Annotated in this window: 17 protein-coding genes and 1 pseudogene; 16 read left to right on the forward strand and 2 right to left on the reverse strand. The window is 45.0% G+C overall.

What is annotated here, in order from left to right; all coding sequences use genetic code 11:
- The first annotated feature begins 165 nt into the window (after positions 1–165).
- The 14 genes and pseudogenes from rpsJ (at position 166) to GSF13_RS06340 (ending at position 11448) form a co-directional block, all read left to right on the forward strand.
- The gene (gene rpsJ / locus GSF13_RS06275; RefSeq protein ID WP_010376390.1) at positions 166–477 is read left to right on the forward strand and encodes a 30S ribosomal protein S10; all 312 of its coding nucleotides are present in this window, start codon (positions 166–168) and stop codon (positions 475–477) included.
- A gap of 27 nt (positions 478–504) precedes the next feature.
- Complete coding sequence (gene rplC / locus GSF13_RS06280; protein WP_010376387.1) at positions 505–1140, forward strand: 50S ribosomal protein L3; 636 nt, start codon at positions 505–507, stop codon at positions 1138–1140.
- A gap of 17 nt (positions 1141–1157) precedes the next feature.
- Entirely contained in the window at positions 1158–1760 is a 603-nt protein-coding gene (rplD, locus tag GSF13_RS06285; protein WP_010376385.1) for a 50S ribosomal protein L4, read from the forward strand.
- Positions 1757–2059 carry a 50S ribosomal protein L23 gene (rplW, locus tag GSF13_RS06290; protein ID WP_095728987.1) on the forward strand — a complete coding sequence of 101 codons (303 nt, stop codon included), beginning with the start codon at positions 1757–1759 and terminating at the stop codon, positions 2057–2059. Before rplD ends, rplW begins: the two co-directional genes overlap by 4 nt.
- A gap of 17 nt (positions 2060–2076) precedes the next feature.
- The gene (gene rplB / locus GSF13_RS06295; RefSeq protein WP_010607737.1) at positions 2077–2901 is read left to right on the forward strand and encodes a 50S ribosomal protein L2; all 825 of its coding nucleotides are present in this window, start codon (positions 2077–2079) and stop codon (positions 2899–2901) included.
- A 16-nt stretch (positions 2902–2917) separates the two neighbouring features.
- Positions 2918–3196 carry a 30S ribosomal protein S19 gene (gene rpsS, locus GSF13_RS06300; protein ID WP_010376377.1) on the forward strand — a complete coding sequence of 93 codons (279 nt, stop codon included), beginning with the start codon at positions 2918–2920 and terminating at the stop codon, positions 3194–3196.
- A 12-nt stretch (positions 3197–3208) separates the two neighbouring features.
- Positions 3209–3541, forward strand: coding sequence for a 50S ribosomal protein L22 (gene rplV, locus GSF13_RS06305; protein WP_010376375.1), 333 nt, complete (start codon positions 3209–3211; stop codon positions 3539–3541).
- A gap of 12 nt (positions 3542–3553) precedes the next feature.
- Positions 3554–4255: a 30S ribosomal protein S3 gene (gene rpsC, locus GSF13_RS06310; RefSeq protein ID WP_010376374.1), complete on the forward strand. Its 702-nt coding sequence runs from the start codon at positions 3554–3556 to the stop codon at positions 4253–4255.
- Positions 4256–4268: 13 nt separating this feature from the next.
- Positions 4269–4682: a 50S ribosomal protein L16 gene (gene rplP, locus GSF13_RS06315; protein WP_095728988.1), complete on the forward strand. Its 414-nt coding sequence runs from the start codon at positions 4269–4271 to the stop codon at positions 4680–4682.
- A complete protein-coding gene (rpmC, locus tag GSF13_RS06320) occupies positions 4682–4873 on the forward strand; it encodes a 50S ribosomal protein L29 (RefSeq protein WP_058031280.1) in 192 nt (63 codons plus the stop codon). The genes rplP and rpmC overlap by 1 nt, the downstream gene beginning before the upstream one ends.
- Positions 4873–5130, forward strand: coding sequence for a 30S ribosomal protein S17 (rpsQ, locus tag GSF13_RS06325; RefSeq protein WP_023398452.1), 258 nt, complete (start codon positions 4873–4875; stop codon positions 5128–5130). The genes rpmC and rpsQ overlap by 1 nt, the downstream gene beginning before the upstream one ends.
- Before the next feature lie 274 nt (positions 5131–5404).
- A pseudogene (locus GSF13_RS06330) lies at positions 5405–5578 on the forward strand (30S ribosomal protein S17); the annotation flags it as partial.
- 361 nt (positions 5579–5939) lie between these two features.
- Positions 5940–7892 carry a methyl-accepting chemotaxis protein gene (locus GSF13_RS06335; RefSeq protein WP_249122742.1) on the forward strand — a complete coding sequence of 651 codons (1953 nt, stop codon included), beginning with the start codon at positions 5940–5942 and terminating at the stop codon, positions 7890–7892.
- 97 nt (positions 7893–7989) lie between these two features.
- Positions 7990–11448 carry a PAS-domain containing protein gene (locus GSF13_RS06340; RefSeq protein ID WP_211867525.1) on the forward strand — a complete coding sequence of 1153 codons (3459 nt, stop codon included), beginning with the start codon at positions 7990–7992 and terminating at the stop codon, positions 11446–11448.
- 4 nt (positions 11449–11452) lie between these two features.
- On the opposite strand, the gene GSF13_RS06345 is transcribed toward GSF13_RS06340, so the two are convergent.
- Together GSF13_RS06345 and GSF13_RS06350 are read right to left on the reverse strand one after the other, a co-directional pair.
- Complete coding sequence (locus GSF13_RS06345; RefSeq protein ID WP_211867527.1) at positions 11453–12118, reverse strand: response regulator transcription factor; 666 nt, start codon at positions 12116–12118, stop codon at positions 11453–11455.
- 97 nt (positions 12119–12215) lie between these two features.
- Positions 12216–14498 (reverse strand): TonB-dependent receptor, encoded by a 2283-nt coding sequence (locus tag GSF13_RS06350; protein ID WP_211867529.1) that lies wholly within the window; start codon positions 14496–14498, stop codon positions 12216–12218.
- A 248-nt stretch (positions 14499–14746) separates the two neighbouring features.
- On the opposite strand from GSF13_RS06350, the gene GSF13_RS06355 reads away from it, so the two are divergent.
- Both GSF13_RS06355 and GSF13_RS06360 read left to right on the forward strand, forming a co-directional pair.
- Entirely contained in the window at positions 14747–16051 is a 1305-nt protein-coding gene (locus tag GSF13_RS06355; RefSeq protein WP_099031119.1) for an SLC13 family permease, read from the forward strand.
- A 15-nt stretch (positions 16052–16066) separates the two neighbouring features.
- Positions 16067–17245: a homoserine O-acetyltransferase gene (locus GSF13_RS06360; protein ID WP_211867537.1), complete on the forward strand. Its 1179-nt coding sequence runs from the start codon at positions 16067–16069 to the stop codon at positions 17243–17245.
- The last annotated feature ends 11 nt before the right edge of the window (positions 17246–17256 follow it).

Below are 17256 nucleotides of genomic sequence, written 5' to 3' on the forward strand. Positions count from 1 at the left end.
GAAAGTAAATGAAAGGTCTGGATTTCAGGCCCTATGAACAGGAACTCCAATTGTGAGTTCAACGGTAGAAATAAATTAACAACCGACTTCTCAGGAATAATTGAGTTAGTCTCGGTCGTTTTTTTATGCTCTTTTTAAATGCTCTTTTTATTTTGAGGTTTAAGAATGTCAAATCAACGCATTCGTATTCGCCTAAAAGCTTTTGACCACCGTTTGATTGACCAATCAACGGCGGAAATCGTGGAAACAGCGAAGCGCACTGGTGCACAGGTTCGTGGTCCAATCCCACTACCTACGCGCAAAGAACGTTTCACAGTATTGATCTCTCCGCACGTAAATAAAGACGCGCGTGATCAGTATGAAATCCGCACCCACAAACGTCTGATCGACATCGTAGAACCAACTGACAAGACTGTAGACGCTCTAATGCGCCTAGACCTTGCTGCTGGTGTTGATGTTCAAATCAGCCTGGGTTAATCGGAAGATTAGAGAGGTTTTAGGAAAATGGCATTAGGTCTAGTCGGTCGTAAAGTGGGTATGACACGTATCTTCACTGAAGATGGTGTATCTATCCCTGTGACAGTTATCGAAGCGACTCCTAACCGTGTTACGCAGATCAAATCTGACGCAACTGACGGTTATAACGCGCTTCAAGTTACTGCAGGCGAGAAAAAAGCAAGCCGTGTAAACAAACCAGCAGCGGGTCACTTCGCTAAAGCTGGCGTTGAAGCGGGTCGCGGCCTGTGGGAATTCCGTCTTAACGGCGGTGAAGGTGAATTTGAAGTAGGTTCAGAGCTAACTGTTGAACTTTTCACTGAAGTGAAAAAAGTAGACGTTACTGGTACTTCAAAAGGTAAAGGTTTCCAAGGTGGTGTTAAGCGCTGGAACTTCAGCATGCAAGACGCAACTCACGGTAACTCTCTATCTCACCGTGCTCCTGGTTCAATCGGTCAAAACCAGTCTCCTGGTAAAGTTTTCAAAGGTAAGAAAATGGCCGGTCAAATGGGTAATGTTCGTTCAACGACACAGAACCTTGAACTAGTACGTGTTGACGCAGAGCGTAACTTGCTTTTAGTTAAAGGTGCAGTACCTGGCGCTATCGGCGGTGACGTTATCGTTAAACCAGCTGTTAAAGCATAAGTCCTGGAGATTTAGTGATGGAATTAGCAATTAAAGGCGCTGGCGCGCTTGAAGTTTCCGAAGCTACTTTTGGACGTGAGTTTAACGAAGCATTGGTACACCAAGTAGTTGTTGCTTATGCAGCAGGTGCTCGCCAAGGTACTCGTGCTCAATTGACACGTTCTGAAGTACGCGGTGGTGGTAAGAAACCATTCCGCCAAAAAGGTACTGGCCGTGCACGTGCTGGTACAATCCGCAGCCCAATCTGGCGCAGCGGTGGTGTGAGCTTTGCAGCTAAGCCGCAAGATCACAGCCAAAAAGTTAACCGTAAAATGTATCGCGGTGCGATCAAGAGCATTCTTTCTGAGCTTGTTCGTCAAGATCGTCTAGTAGTTGTTGAAAACTTTGGTCTAGAAGCACCAAAGACTAAAGAACTAGTAGCTAAGCTTAAAGAACTTGAGCTTAAAGACGTACTAATCGTGACTGAAGAAGTAGATGAGAATCTATTCCTTTCTGCACGTAACCTGTACAAGGTTGACACGCGTGACGTAGCTGGCATCGACCCAGTAAGCCTAATCGCTTTCGATAAGGTTCTGATTACTGCTGCTGCTGTTAAGCAACTTGAGGAGGCGCTAGCATGATCCGTGAAGAACGTCTTTTAAAAGTAATCCTTGCTCCACACATCTCTGAGAAGAGCACTGTATCTGCTGAAGAAAACAACACTATCGTTTTCAAAGTAGCTAAAGATGCAAACAAAGCAGAAATCAAAGCTGCTATTGAAAAGCTTTTCGAAGTAGAAGTAACTGGTGTTCGCACTCTAAATGTTAAGGGTAAGACAAAGCGTACTGGTATGCGTTTTGGCCGTCGTAGCGATTGGAAAAAAGCATACGTTACTCTTAAAGAAGGTAGCGAGCTAGACTTTGTCGGCGGCGCCGAGTAATAAGGGGAGTTAGAATTATGGCACTTCAAAAGTGTAAACCAACTTCTGCGGGTCGTCGTCACGTCGTTAAAGTGGTTAACCCTGATCTACACAAGGGTAAGCCTTACGCTCCGCTATTAGAGAAAAACTCTAAATCAGGTGGTCGTAACAACAACGGTCGTATCACGGTTCGTCACATCGGTGGTGGTCATAAGCAGCACTACCGTGTAATCGACTTTACACGCACAAAAGATGGCATTCCAGCTAAAGTTGAGCGTCTAGAGTACGATCCAAACCGTAGCGCAAACATCGCTCTTGTATTATATGCAGACGGTGAGCGTCGTTACATTATTGCACCTAAGGGTCTTAAAGCAGGTGATGCAATCCAATCTGGTGTTGATGCACCAATCAAGGTTGGTAACACACTACCTATGCGTAATATCCCTGTAGGTTCTACTGTACACAACGTTGAACTTAAACCTGGCAAAGGTGCACAAATTGCACGTTCTGCTGGTGCTTACGTACAGATCCTTGCTCGTGAAGGTCAATACGTAACACTACGTCTTCGCTCTGGCGAAGTTCGTAAGGTTGAGTCTGATTGTCGTGCGACTCTTGGCGAAGTAGGTAACGCAGAACACATGCTACGTTCACTAGGTAAAGCTGGTGCAAATCGTTGGCGTGGTATCCGTCCTACAGTTCGTGGTGTTGCCATGAACCCGATTGACCACCCACACGGTGGTGGTGAAGGTCGTACTTCTGGTGGTCGTCACCCTGTATCTCCATGGGGCGTACCTACTAAAGGTTACAAGACTCGTAAGAACAAGCGTACTGATAAGTTTATCGTACGTCGTCGTACTAAATAATAGTTGAGGAATTGCCATGCCACGTTCTCTCAAGAAAGGTCCATTTATTGACCTACACTTGCTGAAGAAGGTAGAGAAAGCGTTGGAAAGCGGTGACAAGAAGCCAATTAAAACTTGGAGCCGTCGTTCAATGATCATACCTAACATGATCGGATTGACCATCGCTGTCCATAATGGTCGTCAGCACGTTCCTGTGTTCATCACAGACGAAATGATCGGTCACAAACTGGGTGAATTTGCACCTACACGTACTTACCGCGGTCACGCTGCGGATAAGAAAGCTAAGAAGCGTTAATCGGAGGGTATGATGGAAGCATTAGCTAAACACAAATTCGCCTCTGGTTCGGCGCAGAAAGCACGTCTAGTGGCAGATCAGATCCGTGGACTTCCGGTTGATCGCGCGCTAGAAATCCTGGCGTACAGCCCGAAGAAAGCGGCTGTATTAGTTAAGAAAGTACTTGAGTCTGCTATCGCGAACGCGGAGCACAACGAAGGTGCTGACATTGATGAGCTTAAAGTGGCTAAAGTATTTGTAGACGAAGGTCCTACAATGAAACGTATTATGCCACGTGCTAAAGGACGCGCAGACCGCATCCTTAAGCGTACAAGCCACATCACTGTTGTGGTATCGGATAGCTAGGAGATATAAGTAATGGGACAAAAAGTTCATCCTACTGGTATTCGCCTAGGTATCTCAAAGCCTTGGGTATCTACTTGGTACGCGAATACAAAAGATTTCTCTGAACAGCTTTTTGGCGATCACAAAGTACGTCAATACCTTACTAAGGAATTGAAAAGTGCTTCTGTAGCTAAGATCGTTATCGAGCGTCCAGCTAAATCAATCCGTGTAACAATTCACACAGCTCGTCCTGGTGTTGTTATCGGTAAAAAAGGTGAAGATGTTGAAAAGCTTCGCCAAGCTGTAACTAAGCTTGCTGGTGTACCTGCGCAAATCAACATCGCAGAAGTACGCAAGCCAGAGCTAGATGCACAATTAGTTGCTGACGGTATTTCTTCTCAGCTAGAGCGTCGTGTTATGTTCCGTCGTGCTATGAAGCGCGCAGTACAGAACGCAATGCGTCTAGGTGCTAAGGGTATCAAAGTTGAAGTAAGCGGCCGTCTAGGCGGTGCTGAAATCGCACGTTCTGAGTGGTACCGTGAAGGTCGTGTACCTCTACACACTCTACGTGCTGATATCGACTACGCAACTTCAGAAGCTTTGACCACTTACGGTATCATCGGTGTTAAGGTTTGGATCTTCAAAGGCGAAGTAATTGGTGGTCTTCCACTAGTTCAAGAGCAAGAGAAGCCAGCTAAACGTGCGCCGAAGAAAGCTAAAAAAAGTGCTAAGTAAGAGGTAGCGACTAATGTTACAGCCAAAACGTACAAAATTCCGTAAGGTACACAAAGGCCGCAACCGTGGTCTGGCTACCAGCGGTAACAAAGTTAGCTTCGGTTCTTTCGGCTTGAAAGCGACTGGCCGTGGCCGTATGACTGCTCGTCAAATCGAAGCAGCTCGTCGTGCTATGACACGTCACGTCAAGCGTCAAGGTAAAATCTGGATCCGTGTATTCCCAGATAAGCCAATTACAGAAAAACCGCTTGAAGTTCGTATGGGTAAAGGTAAAGGTTCTGTTGAATACTGGGTTGCTGAAATTCAGCCTGGTAAAGTTCTTTACGAAATGGAAGGTGTTTCTGAAGAGCTTGCTCGTGAAGCATTCAACCTTGCTTCTCGTAAACTACCATTCAAGACAACTTTCGTAACTCGGACGGTAATGTAATGAAAGCTAGCGAATTAAAAGACAAAAGCGTAGAAGAGCTAAATGCTGAACTTCTAGAGCTACTTCGTGAGCAGTTTAATCTGCGCATGCAAGCGAGCACTGGTCAGCTAGCTCAAACTCACGAACTGAGAAAAGTACGTCGCAACATTGCGCGTGTTAAAACGGTTATTAACCAGAAGGCAGGTGCATAATGAGCGATAAGATCCGTACTCTTCAAGGTCGTGTAGTAAGCGATAAAATGGACAAATCAATCGTTGTTGCTATCGAGCGTCAGGTTAAACACCCGATCTACGGTAAGTTCATCAAGCGTACAACTAAGTTGCACGCACACGATGAAAACAACACGGCACTAGCAGGTGACGTCGTGACTATTCGCGAATGTGCGCCAATCTCTAAGAAAAAATCTTGGACGCTAGTTGACGTGATTGAACGTCCTAAGAAAGCTTAATTTTAGTTTTTAACTAAATTAGACTTTTATAAAGCCCCGGCATCTGCTGGGGCTTTTGCGTTTATGGATAATTTTTATAAATAGCTATCGAGCGTCAGGTTAATACCAATTGTATTAGGTAAATGAGCAATTTGAAGCGGAGAAATAGCTTTAGTAGCTAGGCAAAAATTTTGCTATTTAGTTGTTCTAAATGAGAAATTTTTAACGACGCTAATATGGTATTTCACCCTTCAAATTGATTGGAGACTTAGTGCAATTGGTATAACCACCCGATCTACGGTACTCTTTATAGAAAGAAAGCATCAAGCGTACAACTAAGTTGCACGCACACGATGAAAACAACACGGCACTAGCAGGTGACGTCGTGACTATTCGCGAATGTGCGCCAATCTCTAAGAAAAAATCTTGGACGCTAGTTGACGTGATTGAACGTCCTAAGAAAGCTTAATTTTAGTTTTTAACTAAATTAGACTTTTATAAAGCCCCGGCATCAGCTGGGGCTTTTGCGTTTATGGATGTATGTTTGAGCGCAACGAAGATGGTTGGTTATTACCTCTATATACTTATTTGTTCCAGAGTAGATAGCTTTATCGCAGTGCTGGACGTAATACGCTGCTCCTTATACAACAAGATAATCATAAATATGGAGCATTAAAGGTCGTTATTTTACTTTGTTCGATTTTTAATCGGTACATTTCTTTACTAAATCAAAAAACACGACAATGATTATTGTATTAAATACAAGTTAATAGTTTTGGCATCTATGAATGCTGATGGGCTTATCTATAAATACAATGTCAGGTGCTTTTATGCTTTCTAAGTTAAGGTTAAGCCAACAATTATCTACTTCATTTGGAGTAATGATTGTACTTATGGTTGCACTCTCTAGCGTCGCTTATATTGGATTGAATGGCGGTTATAGTAATTTTGTTGAGTATCGCTCTTTGGCAAGAGCGAGCAATCTAGCAAGTACATTGGAAGCTAACTTGCTCTCACTTAGGATCAATGTGCTGAATTATTTGAAGCAGCAATCAAAAGACGATATTGAACAATTTGAACAGAAAGTGAAGCTTTTACATGATGCATTAGCAGAAGCCAAGGAGGCTCTTAATCAAAAAGAAAGCAAGCAGCTTATTGAAAAAAGTGAAACAGCTTTGGTTACATATGAAACTGCTTTTAGGGAGATTATGGCACTTTATGGTCGTAGAAATACTGTGGTTCATGACGGGCTGGATAAAATAGGCCCTCAAATGCGCAAGAATATTTCGCAATTAATAGAATCTAGCATTGATATGGATGACTTTGAAGGACTTGCGGCTGCTACACATATGCAGGAAAAGCTGCTGCTAGGAAGACTTTTCGTAACGAAATTCTTAGTGAGTAACCAGTTAAATGACTACAACAGAGCCATGGATGAACTAAAGCAAGAGAAGATGTTTCTAACTCAGTCTAAGTCTAGGTTTATGAATGAAAATGCAAAAAATTTACTGTTTGATATAGAACAATCAGGAGAACGCTACTTAGATGGAGTGAGAGAAGTACAAGATATTATCACAGAGAGAAATCGACTGATTACCGAAGTACTAAATATTAATGGTCAAAATATCGCAGAGCATTTGGCACGTGTGAAAGAATCGATCAAGGAAAGGCAGGATGAATTAGGTCCCATAGCTCAAAGTGAGAGTAGGAAGACAGTAACAATTATTATTGCAGTATCTGTTGTGGTGATTTTGTTAGGCTGCTTTTTAAGTTGGTATATCACACGACTAATCAAAGCCCCTATTGGTGGGGAGCCAAAAGAGATCGCGGAAGTGGCATCAAGGATTGCCAGAGGTGACCTCACTATACAATTTGACAGGGGGGAATCGGTGAGCGGTATTTATTTGGCAATGCGTGATATGGCTGACAAACTAAAAGCCATCATTGCAGAAATTCAAAGCTCCACACATGCATTGTCTTCCTCGTCAGAAACACTTAGTGCTATCACTGCCCAGTCTAAACAAGGGGCGGACAACCAAATGGAGCAACTCAGTCATAGTGCAGTTTCGATGAATGAAATGGCTGCCACGATTGCTGAGATAACCCAAAGTGCCCAGCTCGCAGCAGATGCTGCGACTGATGCGGATTCTCAATCTAATTCAGGTGTTCAAGTTGTCGTTGCAACACAGCAAGCAATGGAAGGCCTAGTTGGTAAAATAGAAAATGTTAGCAAAACCATTGAGAATCTTGAACAAGAAACAGAATCGGTTGGTTCTATTTTGGATGTTATCAGGGGGATAGCGGAGCAAACTAATTTGTTGGCGCTCAACGCAGCGATTGAAGCCGCAAGAGCAGGCGAACAAGGACGAGGCTTTGCCGTAGTGGCTGACGAGGTGAGAAGCCTTGCGAGTCGCACCCAGAAGAGTACAGATGAAATTCAAGAGATGATCTCTAAATTGCAAAATGAAGCGAAGCGCTCCGTTGGCATGATGCGAGATAACGTTAAAGATGCTAAAGATACAGCAGACAAATCGGCGAAAACGGATGAAGTGTTACAAGCGATTTCTTCATCTGTGAGCACAATTAAAGATATGAATCTACAAATTGCCAGTGCTTCTGAGGAGCAAAACACGGTTACACAGCAGCTTTCGCAAAGTGTGACAGAAATCAGTGAAACTGCACAAGAGACTGCTACGGGAGCCGAGCGCGCGTCAGACGAAGCATTATCGCTGTTGTCTTTATCCCGCACACTCGATAAGTCGGTGAGCAGTTTTAGGTTATAAGTGATGATACTAAGCATTGGGGGATAGCACTAAAGTGTGCTGTTTTTTTACAGTACAGCCGTTATGCTAGAGCAAACAATAAAAAATCATCACAGTTATGTTTTCTATCGGGCTGATCAGTCTTATTGCGCTGCTGTATTTAGCGCTTTTATTTACCATTGCATGGGGCGCAGATAGGGCGAGTACTAAATTTAGATCTTATCGTGCCAAGCAAGTTACCTATGCCTTGTCACTAGGGGTGTATTGCACCTCTTGGGCGTTTTTTGGTACTACCGCGCAAGCGGCAAATAATGGCTGGTGGCTTGCACCAACTTATGTTGGCACGATTTTACTGTTTATATTTGGTTGGCAAGTCTACACACGAATTGCCGAAATATGCCGCCAGCAGCAGCTCACTTCCATGGCGGACTTTATTGCCACTCGTTACGGTAATTCTTCTAGTTTGTCTGGACTCATTTCTCTGATCTCTGTCATTGCGGTTGTGCCCTATATTGCACTTCAGCTTAATGCCACCAGCGCCAGTATCGGTATGCTAACAAGCGACACTCAGCGGGTGAGTGTCGCGTTTTGGCAGGATAGTACTTTTTACATCACCTTGCTGTTAGCCCTGTTTGCTATTTTGTTTGGCACACGTAGGCTGAGACCGAGTGAGCATAACCCGGGATTGATGACTGCCATCGCCTTTGAGTCATTAGTTAAGTTACTGGCGTTTATTGCCGTTGGTGTTTATGTCTGTTTTGTACTCTTTGAATCGCCCACTCACTTATTTAACCAGGCAGCACAGCAGGGAATTACCAAGCAAATAGAGGCATCGGCTAGCCCAACCTATGTTTATTTAGTTCATGTTCTTTTAGGGGTATTAGCAACGCTGTGTTTGCCGAGGCAGTTTCATACCTCTTTTATTGAATATGATGAACAAAATCAATTTAAGACCGCACGCTGGTTGTTTCCCGTTTATTTGTTGCTGATTAATTTATTTATTTTGCCAATCGCCTATGCCGGGCTGGTGTATTTTAATGGTCAAGATGTTGGTTACGATACGTTTGTGCTTGCCCTACCACTGGGATCTGATGCACCTTTAGTCGCTTTGACAGCCTTTTTAGGTGGGTTCTCTGCGGCGACGAGTATGGTGATAGTCTCAGCCATCGTGCTATCTATTATGATCACCAATGACTTTATCAATCAATTTTTGTTACGCCGCTCGCAGTTAAATTCGAGCCATCGGGGTTTATCTAAGTTTAATCTGCTCAATGCTCGACGGGTGGTTATTGTTGGCATTTTATTACTGAGTTATGCCAGTCATCGCGTGCTTGCTGAGGGCAACACGTTGGCCAATATGGGACTGATGTCATTTGCCTTGGTTGCGCAGTTTGCGCCCGCGATGGTGGTTGGTTTATGGTGGCGTGGGGCTTCATGCTTAGGTGCGCAATTGGGGATCGTGACGGGTTTTGCTATTTGGTTTTACACGCTATTGTTACCGAGCCTCATTAGTGGCTTTAACTTCGAAAGTCACTGGTTGAGTGCGGGGCCTTTGAATATCACATGGTTAGCACCTTTAGACTTTTTGGGTCTGGGGTTAGACAATACGAGCCAGTCCGTCCTGATTTCTTTAAGTGCAAATTTGTTGGTTTATTTGCTGGTGCCGTTTATTTCATCCGCTCGTCTTGCTGAGCGCTTACAAAGCAATAAATTTGTAATGCCGTCCAAATCTGCACAGTCCGCTAACACGGTATTGAGTTTCCAGGATTTGGCAACATTACTGCAGCGCTTTAGCGAGCAAGCGCGTGCGCAGCAGCTTGTAGAGCTTCACTTCCCTAAGGAACCTGCAAACTGGAAACTGCCAGCGCCATTGCAAGTGGAAAATATGATCGAGCGGGAGATGTCGACACTCGTTGGTGGGGCATCTGCGAAATTGATTTTAGATGTCGCCAAAGATGAAAAACGCCAGCCTTTAGAGCAAGTTGCAGAATTTGTCGATGAAGCGTCACAGGTGCTACGTTTTAATCGCGACTTACTGCAGTCGACGATAGAAAACGTCAGTCAGGGGATAAGTGTAGTAGATAGTCAACTGCAATTGGTCGCTTGGAACCAGCGCTACGCAGAAATGTTTAATTATCCAGACAATGCGCTGTTTATTGGGCGTCCTGTGGCTGAGCTTATTCGTTACAATGCGCAGCGCGGACTATTTGGTGATGCTGATGTCGAGCAGCAAGTAGAGAAGCGTTTATCACATTTACGACGAGGCAATGCGTATCGCTACCGCCGCGAGCATCACGATGGTCGAGTGTTTGAAATGCAAGGTAACCCATTGCCTGGAGGTGGATTTGTAACGACCTATACGGATATCACCGAGTTTGTAAAACAACAATCCTTACTAGAGCAAGTTAATGTAAACCTAGAAGAAACGGTCGCGGCAAGGACCAAAGAGTTGATAGATGCCAACCGTGCTTTATCTTCTGCTAAACGCCAAGCGGAGCACGCAACGGAGAGTAAGACCCGTTTTTTCGCCGCAGCGAGTCATGATCTGTTACAGCCATTTAACGCAGCGAGCCTGTTTTGTTCATTGATGAGTGAAAAGGCTCAAGGGACCGACTTAGCTGAGCTTTCGCAAAGCATCAAAAGTTCATTGGCAAGTGCTGAAGAACTGTTGTCGAGCATTCTTGAGCTCACAAAGTTAGAGGCTGGGGCGTTTAAGGTTAATCGCTCGCGCTTTGCATTGTCGTCACTGCTGGAACCATTGGAAAATGAATATGGGGCGGTAGCGAAAGACAAAGGATTAGCGTTTATTGTGCAGGTTTGTGATGTCATGCTCTACACCGATAAAGCACTGCTAAAAAGGGTATTGGGAAACTTACTGAGTAACGCTATCCGTTACACTGAGTCTGGTACGGTAAGGCTTATTGCTGAATGTCAGGGGGAGAGTGTTTCTATCATTGTTGAAGACACTGGAGTGGGCATTGCAAAGCAAGATCAGGACGCCATATTTCAAGAGTTCAAACAGCTTCACAGTAAAGAACTGGCGCAGGGGTTAGGACTCGGGCTTGCGATCAGCAAACGAATTTGCGAAGTGTTGGAAATTCCCATCACCCTTGGCTCACAACTTAATAAAGGCACACAATTTACCTTAACACTCCCAAGTCATGGGGTGCAGACGGATCAAAAGACCGAAGTAACCGCTGACAAGCCCAGCGGTGATTCGCAATTATCGGGTCTATCTATTTGGTTGCTAGATAATGATGCCAACGCACTTAATGCATTATCTCAAGTATTACTAAGTTGGGGGTGCCAAGTAGCTGTGGCGCGAGATGAAGCAGAGCTTAGCGCGCTACAAGCAACGAGTCGTGCAGATATGCTGATCGCGGATTATCAGCTTGATCATGGTGTCACGGGACTTGAGGTGATAGCAGCGCTTAAGCTTGATGATATGCCAATCATTATTAACACAGCTAATCACGACGAGGCTATTCGCGAGCAAGTAAGTGATGCGGGGATCCCATTACTCTATAAACCGCTTAAAACACCAGCCCTAAAGCGCATGATTAAGCGACTAATATAGTTATTTAAGCACTCGCTTCATCGTCGAGATGCACATCCGTAGCCAGCTGATTAAAGAGGATCCCAGCTTGGGTGCGATTATACACATTGAGCTTTTTTAAAATAGCTGAAACATGCTGTTTGATGGTGGTCTCTTGAATCGACATTGCATATGCAATCTGCTTATTCAAAAGGCCGTCGGCAATCATGGTTAATACTCGATATTGCTGGGGAGTTAGCTTTTCTAAATTACGCGCAAATTGCGCTTGTTCGCTTTCATTTTCAGGCGCGATATCCACGATTTCGGGTAACCAAGTTTCTCCTTCAATAACGAGCTTGATGGCATCGCTGATCACCTCTAGTGAGGAAGACTTGGGAATATAAGCGCTTGCTCCGAGGGCAATACATTGGCTAATAATGGCTGCCGATTCGTTGGCTGAAACCATGATCACTAATATGTCTGGGTATTGATTCCTTAACCGGGCAAGACCTTCGAGACCTTTCGCGCCAGGAATAGATAAGTCCAAAAATACTAGCTCTGTTTCAGGATGCGCGAGCAACATCTCGAATAAGCTGTCTAAGGTGCTGGCTTCTTTGATAGGGCCATGACCAATCGCTTGTGCAGCGGCTTGTTTGAGTGCGCTGCGAAATAATGGGTGGTCATCAGCGATGATTGCTTGCACCTGAGACATCCTTAACTAACTCCTAGTATCCGTTGTTATAGGGTATTTCCAAAACTACATCAAGTGATTGAGATAGCGAGGCACCCTTGCAGCCTCGCTTTCGGTGCTAAAAACGATAACCCACGGTAAGCGAAACGGTTCTTGGGTCGCCAAAGTAGCCTATCAAGGTATTATCACCACCAAGCCCCGGCGTGTACTTACTCACATTACTCGGATCGCTCGGGTCTGGTGTCACGAACTGATAGCCTCCTATCATATATTCTTTATCGGTCAGGTTTTTCCCATGAAGACCAACACGCCAATTGCCGTCTGTGCTATACCAATTAATACTCAGGTTGACTAAACCATAGCTATCCTGCGTCAGTAGGCTATCTTCCTCAAATAAGACATAATCACCACGATGGTAGTAGCTGGCATTGAATACCCAATCGCCAATATCACTGTAGAGTTTGTATGTCGCCCCAAGATTAAAAGTTAAATCAGGGGTGTTAGAAATACTAAAGCGGTCTGATTTGTCAAATGTCGCGCCTGTGTCTGGGTTAGTATCGAGTACCTCTTCGAAGTCACTGTCTATATATCCTATCGCGGCGTCAAAACTTAGCGCCTCTGTAGCGACATAGCTCAGCTCGGCTTCAATACCATTTGCTGTAGACTTACCAATGTTGCCAAGTCGTTGGTTTAGATCGGCAGAAGTTGCACCGGGCAATACGGAAATATATTGGCGGTCTTTGTGATCTAATGTGAATAGCGTGATATTGGCTCTTAGATTATCGTTCCACTCGCTTTTCATACCGATTTCGAATGAATCTACGATTTCAGGATCTGCAGCAGGCTCTGCGGTGCTGGCTCTGGGGTTGAAGGTGCCGGATTTAAACCCTTGAGCATAGCTGGCAAAGAACATAATATCGCGGTTGTATTGGTATTCCACTCCCACTCTTGGTGTAAACCGTGACCAATCTTCTTCATCATCAAGCACTGACGGTACGAGTTCACCAGCAGGGCGTGTATAACCTGGGATCCAATTTGATTCGGGATACACGACATCAAAGACCAAACCATTGCTGACTTGTGCCTCTTTGCTGTCTTTAGTATAACGAGCGCCCAATGTGAGCGACCACTGCGCTGCTAAATCAATGGTGCCTTGAATGTACGCGGCTTTACTATTTGAGTTGTTACAACCACTGACTTCTCGCGTAAGACCGGGAGCGCCCAAGCTTTGTCCTAACACTTCCAAAATTGCTTGGAATTGACCGCATGATTCGCCATCGTAATAATATAGACCTGAGACAAATTTATAGCCGTTACCTGCATGGCTTAGCTGTATCTCATGCGTGGTTTGCTCGTCATCATAAATGGCGGGTACATCAAAGATCCGTAATGGCGTATTATCAAAGTCGATATTGGTCGGGGAGTAACTATCTCGGCTAGCACCGATGTATTTTATCGTGGTGGCGTCAGAAAGATCCCAGCGAGCGGTCAAACTATATCCCTCAAGCTCGACTTTATTCCAAGTTGGCATACTGGTGTAAGAATCAAATACGCTGTCGGGCACGGGGGCGTCAGTCAGTAAGCTCGGCAACAACCGATAACCCCCTTTAGAGTTGGAGTCATCGTCGGTTTTATCCCATGCTAAACGGAAGAATAAATCGTCGCTTGGACGATACTCCAAGGTTAACCGCGCAGCTTGAATTTCTTTATTGTAGTTTTCCTTGTCTTGGCCGGGTAGCGTTGAAACCTTGAACTCGCCAAAACCATCTCGATTCAAAGTAGCAAAGCCATAACCTAGATAGAGCGTGTCTTCCAAGAGCGGTAATTGACCTGTGATCTTAAGATCGCGTTGATTATAACTACCAACCGTTCCCTCCACGTTAAATGTCGCATCGCCAGACATTTCCTTAGTGACATATTTTATTGCGCCACCAATGGTGTTTTTGCCATATAGCGTCCCTTGCGGTCCACGTAGTACTTCAATCTGTTGTACATCAAGGAGGTCGAGTACGGCCCCTTGTGGCCTTGCCAAATAAATGTCATCGACGTAAATGCCGACACCAGGTTCATAACCCCATAATGGGTCTTGTTGCCCGACACCACGAATAAAGGCAGTGAGGGTTGAGTTAGTGCCTCGGCTAGCTTGAAGTGTGGTATTGGGTGAAAACTGCTGGACTTCAGAGAGTACCGAAATGCCATTTTCGAGTAGATCGGTTTCACCGATAGAAGTCACTGCAACTGGAACGGTTTGAAGGTTTTCTACCGTCTTACGCGCCGTGACTTCAATGCGTTCTAGCTTGCCTTCTGATTGTGTTGCTTGTTCTGCTGCCGCTGGGCTGACTTGAGTTGCGAGTGTAATAGCCAACGCGATAGCTGAATATCTAGGTTGGTAACTGTTCATCCTGTGGTCCCTATTATTGTCATTTTGGGTGCTTGTTGTCACACCAAAGCATAGGGGAGTTGTAAAGTTTTTCTATTAGTACCTTAGTACTAATGCCTTGATACGCTAGGATTAACACGGGGTGTAGGGCTTCTATAACCTTAGTACTATGGTTTTTATTGCGCCTGCACGCCACACTGATATTCATCAACAGCATGCCCAACACATCAACTTATAACGGGCATTAATAACAATAAAAGGAAGCCCTTATGCTCAGTATGCTTGGACTGGCAGGAGGACTTGGCCTGCTTATTTGGCTAACTCTCCGTGGCGTAAACTTGTTTATCGCAGCTCCACTGTGCGCTTTATTGGTCGCATTAACGAGTGGCGTTGCGCTATTTCCCACAGAAGCTGTAGAAAGCAGCTTTCTTACACTCTATATGGATGGCTTTGCTGGCTTTTTGAGTGCTTGGTTTTTCATGTTTTTGCTTGGCTCTTTGTTCGGTAAGTTCATGGAAGACAGCGGTGCTGCCGACAGCGTGGCACGCTATATTGTCGACAAGTTAGGTATGAAACATGCGGTATTAGCGGTGGTGATTGCCTGTGCAGTACTAACGTATGGCGGTGTCAGCGTTTTTATTGTGGCTTTCTCTGTCTACCCTATGGCGCTCAGCTTATTTAAAGATGCCAATTTACCAAGGCGCTTTATTCCCGCAACTCTGGCCTTCGGCTCGGTCACCTTCACCATGACTTCGGCAGGCTCCCCTGAAATTCAAAACTGGATCCCAATAAAATATTTAGGTACGTCGCCTTATGCGGCTTGGGAAGTCAGTCTAGTGGTTGCCACGTTTATGGCTATTACTGGCTATTGGTGGTTGAAAAAGATGATAGCCAAAGCGGTGGCAAATGGAGAGCACTTTGAGGCGAAAGAAGACGACCCTGAAATCCATGAACGTAACTATCCTCATCCAATCACTGGCGTACTACCTCTAATCGTGGTGTTGATTTTATCTTTTACACTTCATGATGTGTTGCAGCAAAGTGCACTCATTGTAGCTCTACTTGGTGGTGTACTCAGTATTGTCGCGATTAACTTTAAGCATTTTCACAACATGGGTGCTGCGATTAACTTAGGTACAACTGGGGCGCTAGTTGCTATCGGTAATACCAGTGCGGTAGTGGGTTTTGGTGCGGTAGCAAAAAACACCGAGGCATTTCAATTAGCGGTCGAGATGATGACACAGATGCCGGGTAATGAGCTACTTGGCGCCGCGGTGGCGGTAAGTGTAATAGCCGGTTTAACTGGTTCGGCATCCGGTGGGCAAGCTATTGCGTTACCTTTAGTGGCACCGCACTACATTGATGCGGGTGTCAATCCAGAACAATTACATCGTGTTGTCGCTATTAGCTCAGGCGCTTTGGATACCTTACCGCACAACGGTTATGTGGTCACAACTATTCGCGCCATCTGTAAAGAAACACATCAACGAGCATATTGGTCCATGGCGGCGTTGACTGCGGTCGTGCCGCTGGTGGGCGTTGCCCTCGCATTAACCCTATTCATCTTATTTTAACGGAGTGATACAGCAATGAAGCGGATTTTCCTGTTACTTTTGTTCGTTGCCAGCAATATTGTCTATGGCAGTGAGACAAACAAACCTATGCTGGTTGAAAAGCGGGCATTTACACTCGCGCATTTTACTACAGAGTCTGGAGTCAGCATTCCTGACGTTAAGGTCGGCTGGGAAAGCTATGGCAAATTAAATGCTGACAAAAGCAATGTAATTTTGATCACGCATTTCTTTTCAGGCACATCTCACGCTGCGGGTAAGTATCGAGAGTCTGACGTATTGGCAGGTTACTGGGATGCCATTATCGGCCCGGGTAAAGCGATAGATACTAACAAGTACTTTGTGATAAGCGTAGATACTTTGGTCAATGCAAACTGGCATAGTAAAGATGTGATCACGACGGGTCCGGCGTCTATTAATCCGAAAACGGGCAAACCTTATGGCTTGGACTTTCCCGTGGTGACCATCGGTGATTTTGTTGAAGTGCAAAAGCAATTATTAGATAGCTTAGGTATCGACAAACTGCATGCGGTGATGGGCGCGTCTATGGGGTCTTTCCAAGCGTTAGAATGGTCGGTGCGCTATCCCGAAAAAGTATCACGTTTAATTCATGTGATTGGCGCGGCAAAGATGGATGCTTGGACCGTTGCGGCGTTAGAGAAATGGGCTTTACCTATCCGACTTGATCCAAATTGGCGCGGCGGGGACTACTACGACGGGGAAAGGCCGCTTGCTGGACTCACGGCTACGATGCTTAATATTACTCAAGACGCGATGCACCCCGCTATTTACAACGCCAGTTTTTCAGACTTTATTGTGCTTGATCCCAAAGCAAAACAAGATATTCGTCAGCTTCCTAAACTCAGCCAAACGCTAGCCACGCGCGCACGAGCGAGGGCTGAAACGCAAGATGCGAATTCTATCTTGTACTTAGTCCGCGCCTCGCAACTATATACCGCAGGCATGCAAGGTAATTTTGATAGCGCTATCGATAAAATCACAGCAAAGGTTTTGTTGATGCCTGCAAGCAATGACTTGTTATTAAGGCCTGAGCCCATTCGTAAGTTAGCAGAAACCCTTAAAGCCAAGAATAAAGACGTGCAAATTACAGAGATAGAAGGCGTTTGGGGGCATTTAGACGGTATTTTTTCAATTCAATCACAGGCTGACACCATTGCTCAGTTCTTAGCAAAATAATCAAGGAGTGA

Source organism: Pseudoalteromonas sp. M8 (assembly GCF_018141365.1).
Taxonomy (GTDB): domain Bacteria; phylum Pseudomonadota; class Gammaproteobacteria; order Enterobacterales; family Alteromonadaceae; genus Pseudoalteromonas.

What these genes read in the sequence shown, in the direction of transcription:
- GSF13_RS06345 (WP_211867527.1), bottom strand. Translation starts at nt 12,118, where the DNA reads ATGTCTCAGGTGCAAGCAATCATCGCTGATGACCACCCATTATTTCGC.
- GSF13_RS06340 (WP_211867525.1), top strand. Translation starts at nt 7,990, where the DNA reads ATGTTTTCTATCGGGCTGATCAGTCTTATTGCGCTGCTGTATTTAGCG.
- rpsJ (WP_010376390.1), top strand. Translation starts at nt 166, where the DNA reads ATGTCAAATCAACGCATTCGTATTCGCCTAAAAGCTTTTGACCACCGT.
- GSF13_RS06350 (WP_211867529.1), bottom strand. Translation starts at nt 14,498, where the DNA reads ATGAACAGTTACCAACCTAGATATTCAGCTATCGCGTTGGCTATTACA.
- rplD (WP_010376385.1), top strand. Translation starts at nt 1,158, where the DNA reads ATGGAATTAGCAATTAAAGGCGCTGGCGCGCTTGAAGTTTCCGAAGCT.
- GSF13_RS06360 (WP_211867537.1), top strand. Translation starts at nt 16,067, where the DNA reads ATGAAGCGGATTTTCCTGTTACTTTTGTTCGTTGCCAGCAATATTGTC.
- rpsQ (WP_023398452.1), top strand. Translation starts at nt 4,873, where the DNA reads ATGAGCGATAAGATCCGTACTCTTCAAGGTCGTGTAGTAAGCGATAAA.
- rpsC (WP_010376374.1), top strand. Translation starts at nt 3,554, where the DNA reads ATGGGACAAAAAGTTCATCCTACTGGTATTCGCCTAGGTATCTCAAAG.
- rpmC (WP_058031280.1), top strand. Translation starts at nt 4,682, where the DNA reads ATGAAAGCTAGCGAATTAAAAGACAAAAGCGTAGAAGAGCTAAATGCT.
- rplB (WP_010607737.1), top strand. Translation starts at nt 2,077, where the DNA reads ATGGCACTTCAAAAGTGTAAACCAACTTCTGCGGGTCGTCGTCACGTC.
- GSF13_RS06355 (WP_099031119.1), top strand. Translation starts at nt 14,747, where the DNA reads ATGCTCAGTATGCTTGGACTGGCAGGAGGACTTGGCCTGCTTATTTGG.
- GSF13_RS06335 (WP_249122742.1), top strand. Translation starts at nt 5,940, where the DNA reads ATGCTTTCTAAGTTAAGGTTAAGCCAACAATTATCTACTTCATTTGGA.
- rplV (WP_010376375.1), top strand. Translation starts at nt 3,209, where the DNA reads ATGGAAGCATTAGCTAAACACAAATTCGCCTCTGGTTCGGCGCAGAAA.
- rpsS (WP_010376377.1), top strand. Translation starts at nt 2,918, where the DNA reads ATGCCACGTTCTCTCAAGAAAGGTCCATTTATTGACCTACACTTGCTG.
- rplP (WP_095728988.1), top strand. Translation starts at nt 4,269, where the DNA reads ATGTTACAGCCAAAACGTACAAAATTCCGTAAGGTACACAAAGGCCGC.
- rplW (WP_095728987.1), top strand. Translation starts at nt 1,757, where the DNA reads ATGATCCGTGAAGAACGTCTTTTAAAAGTAATCCTTGCTCCACACATC.
- rplC (WP_010376387.1), top strand. Translation starts at nt 505, where the DNA reads ATGGCATTAGGTCTAGTCGGTCGTAAAGTGGGTATGACACGTATCTTC.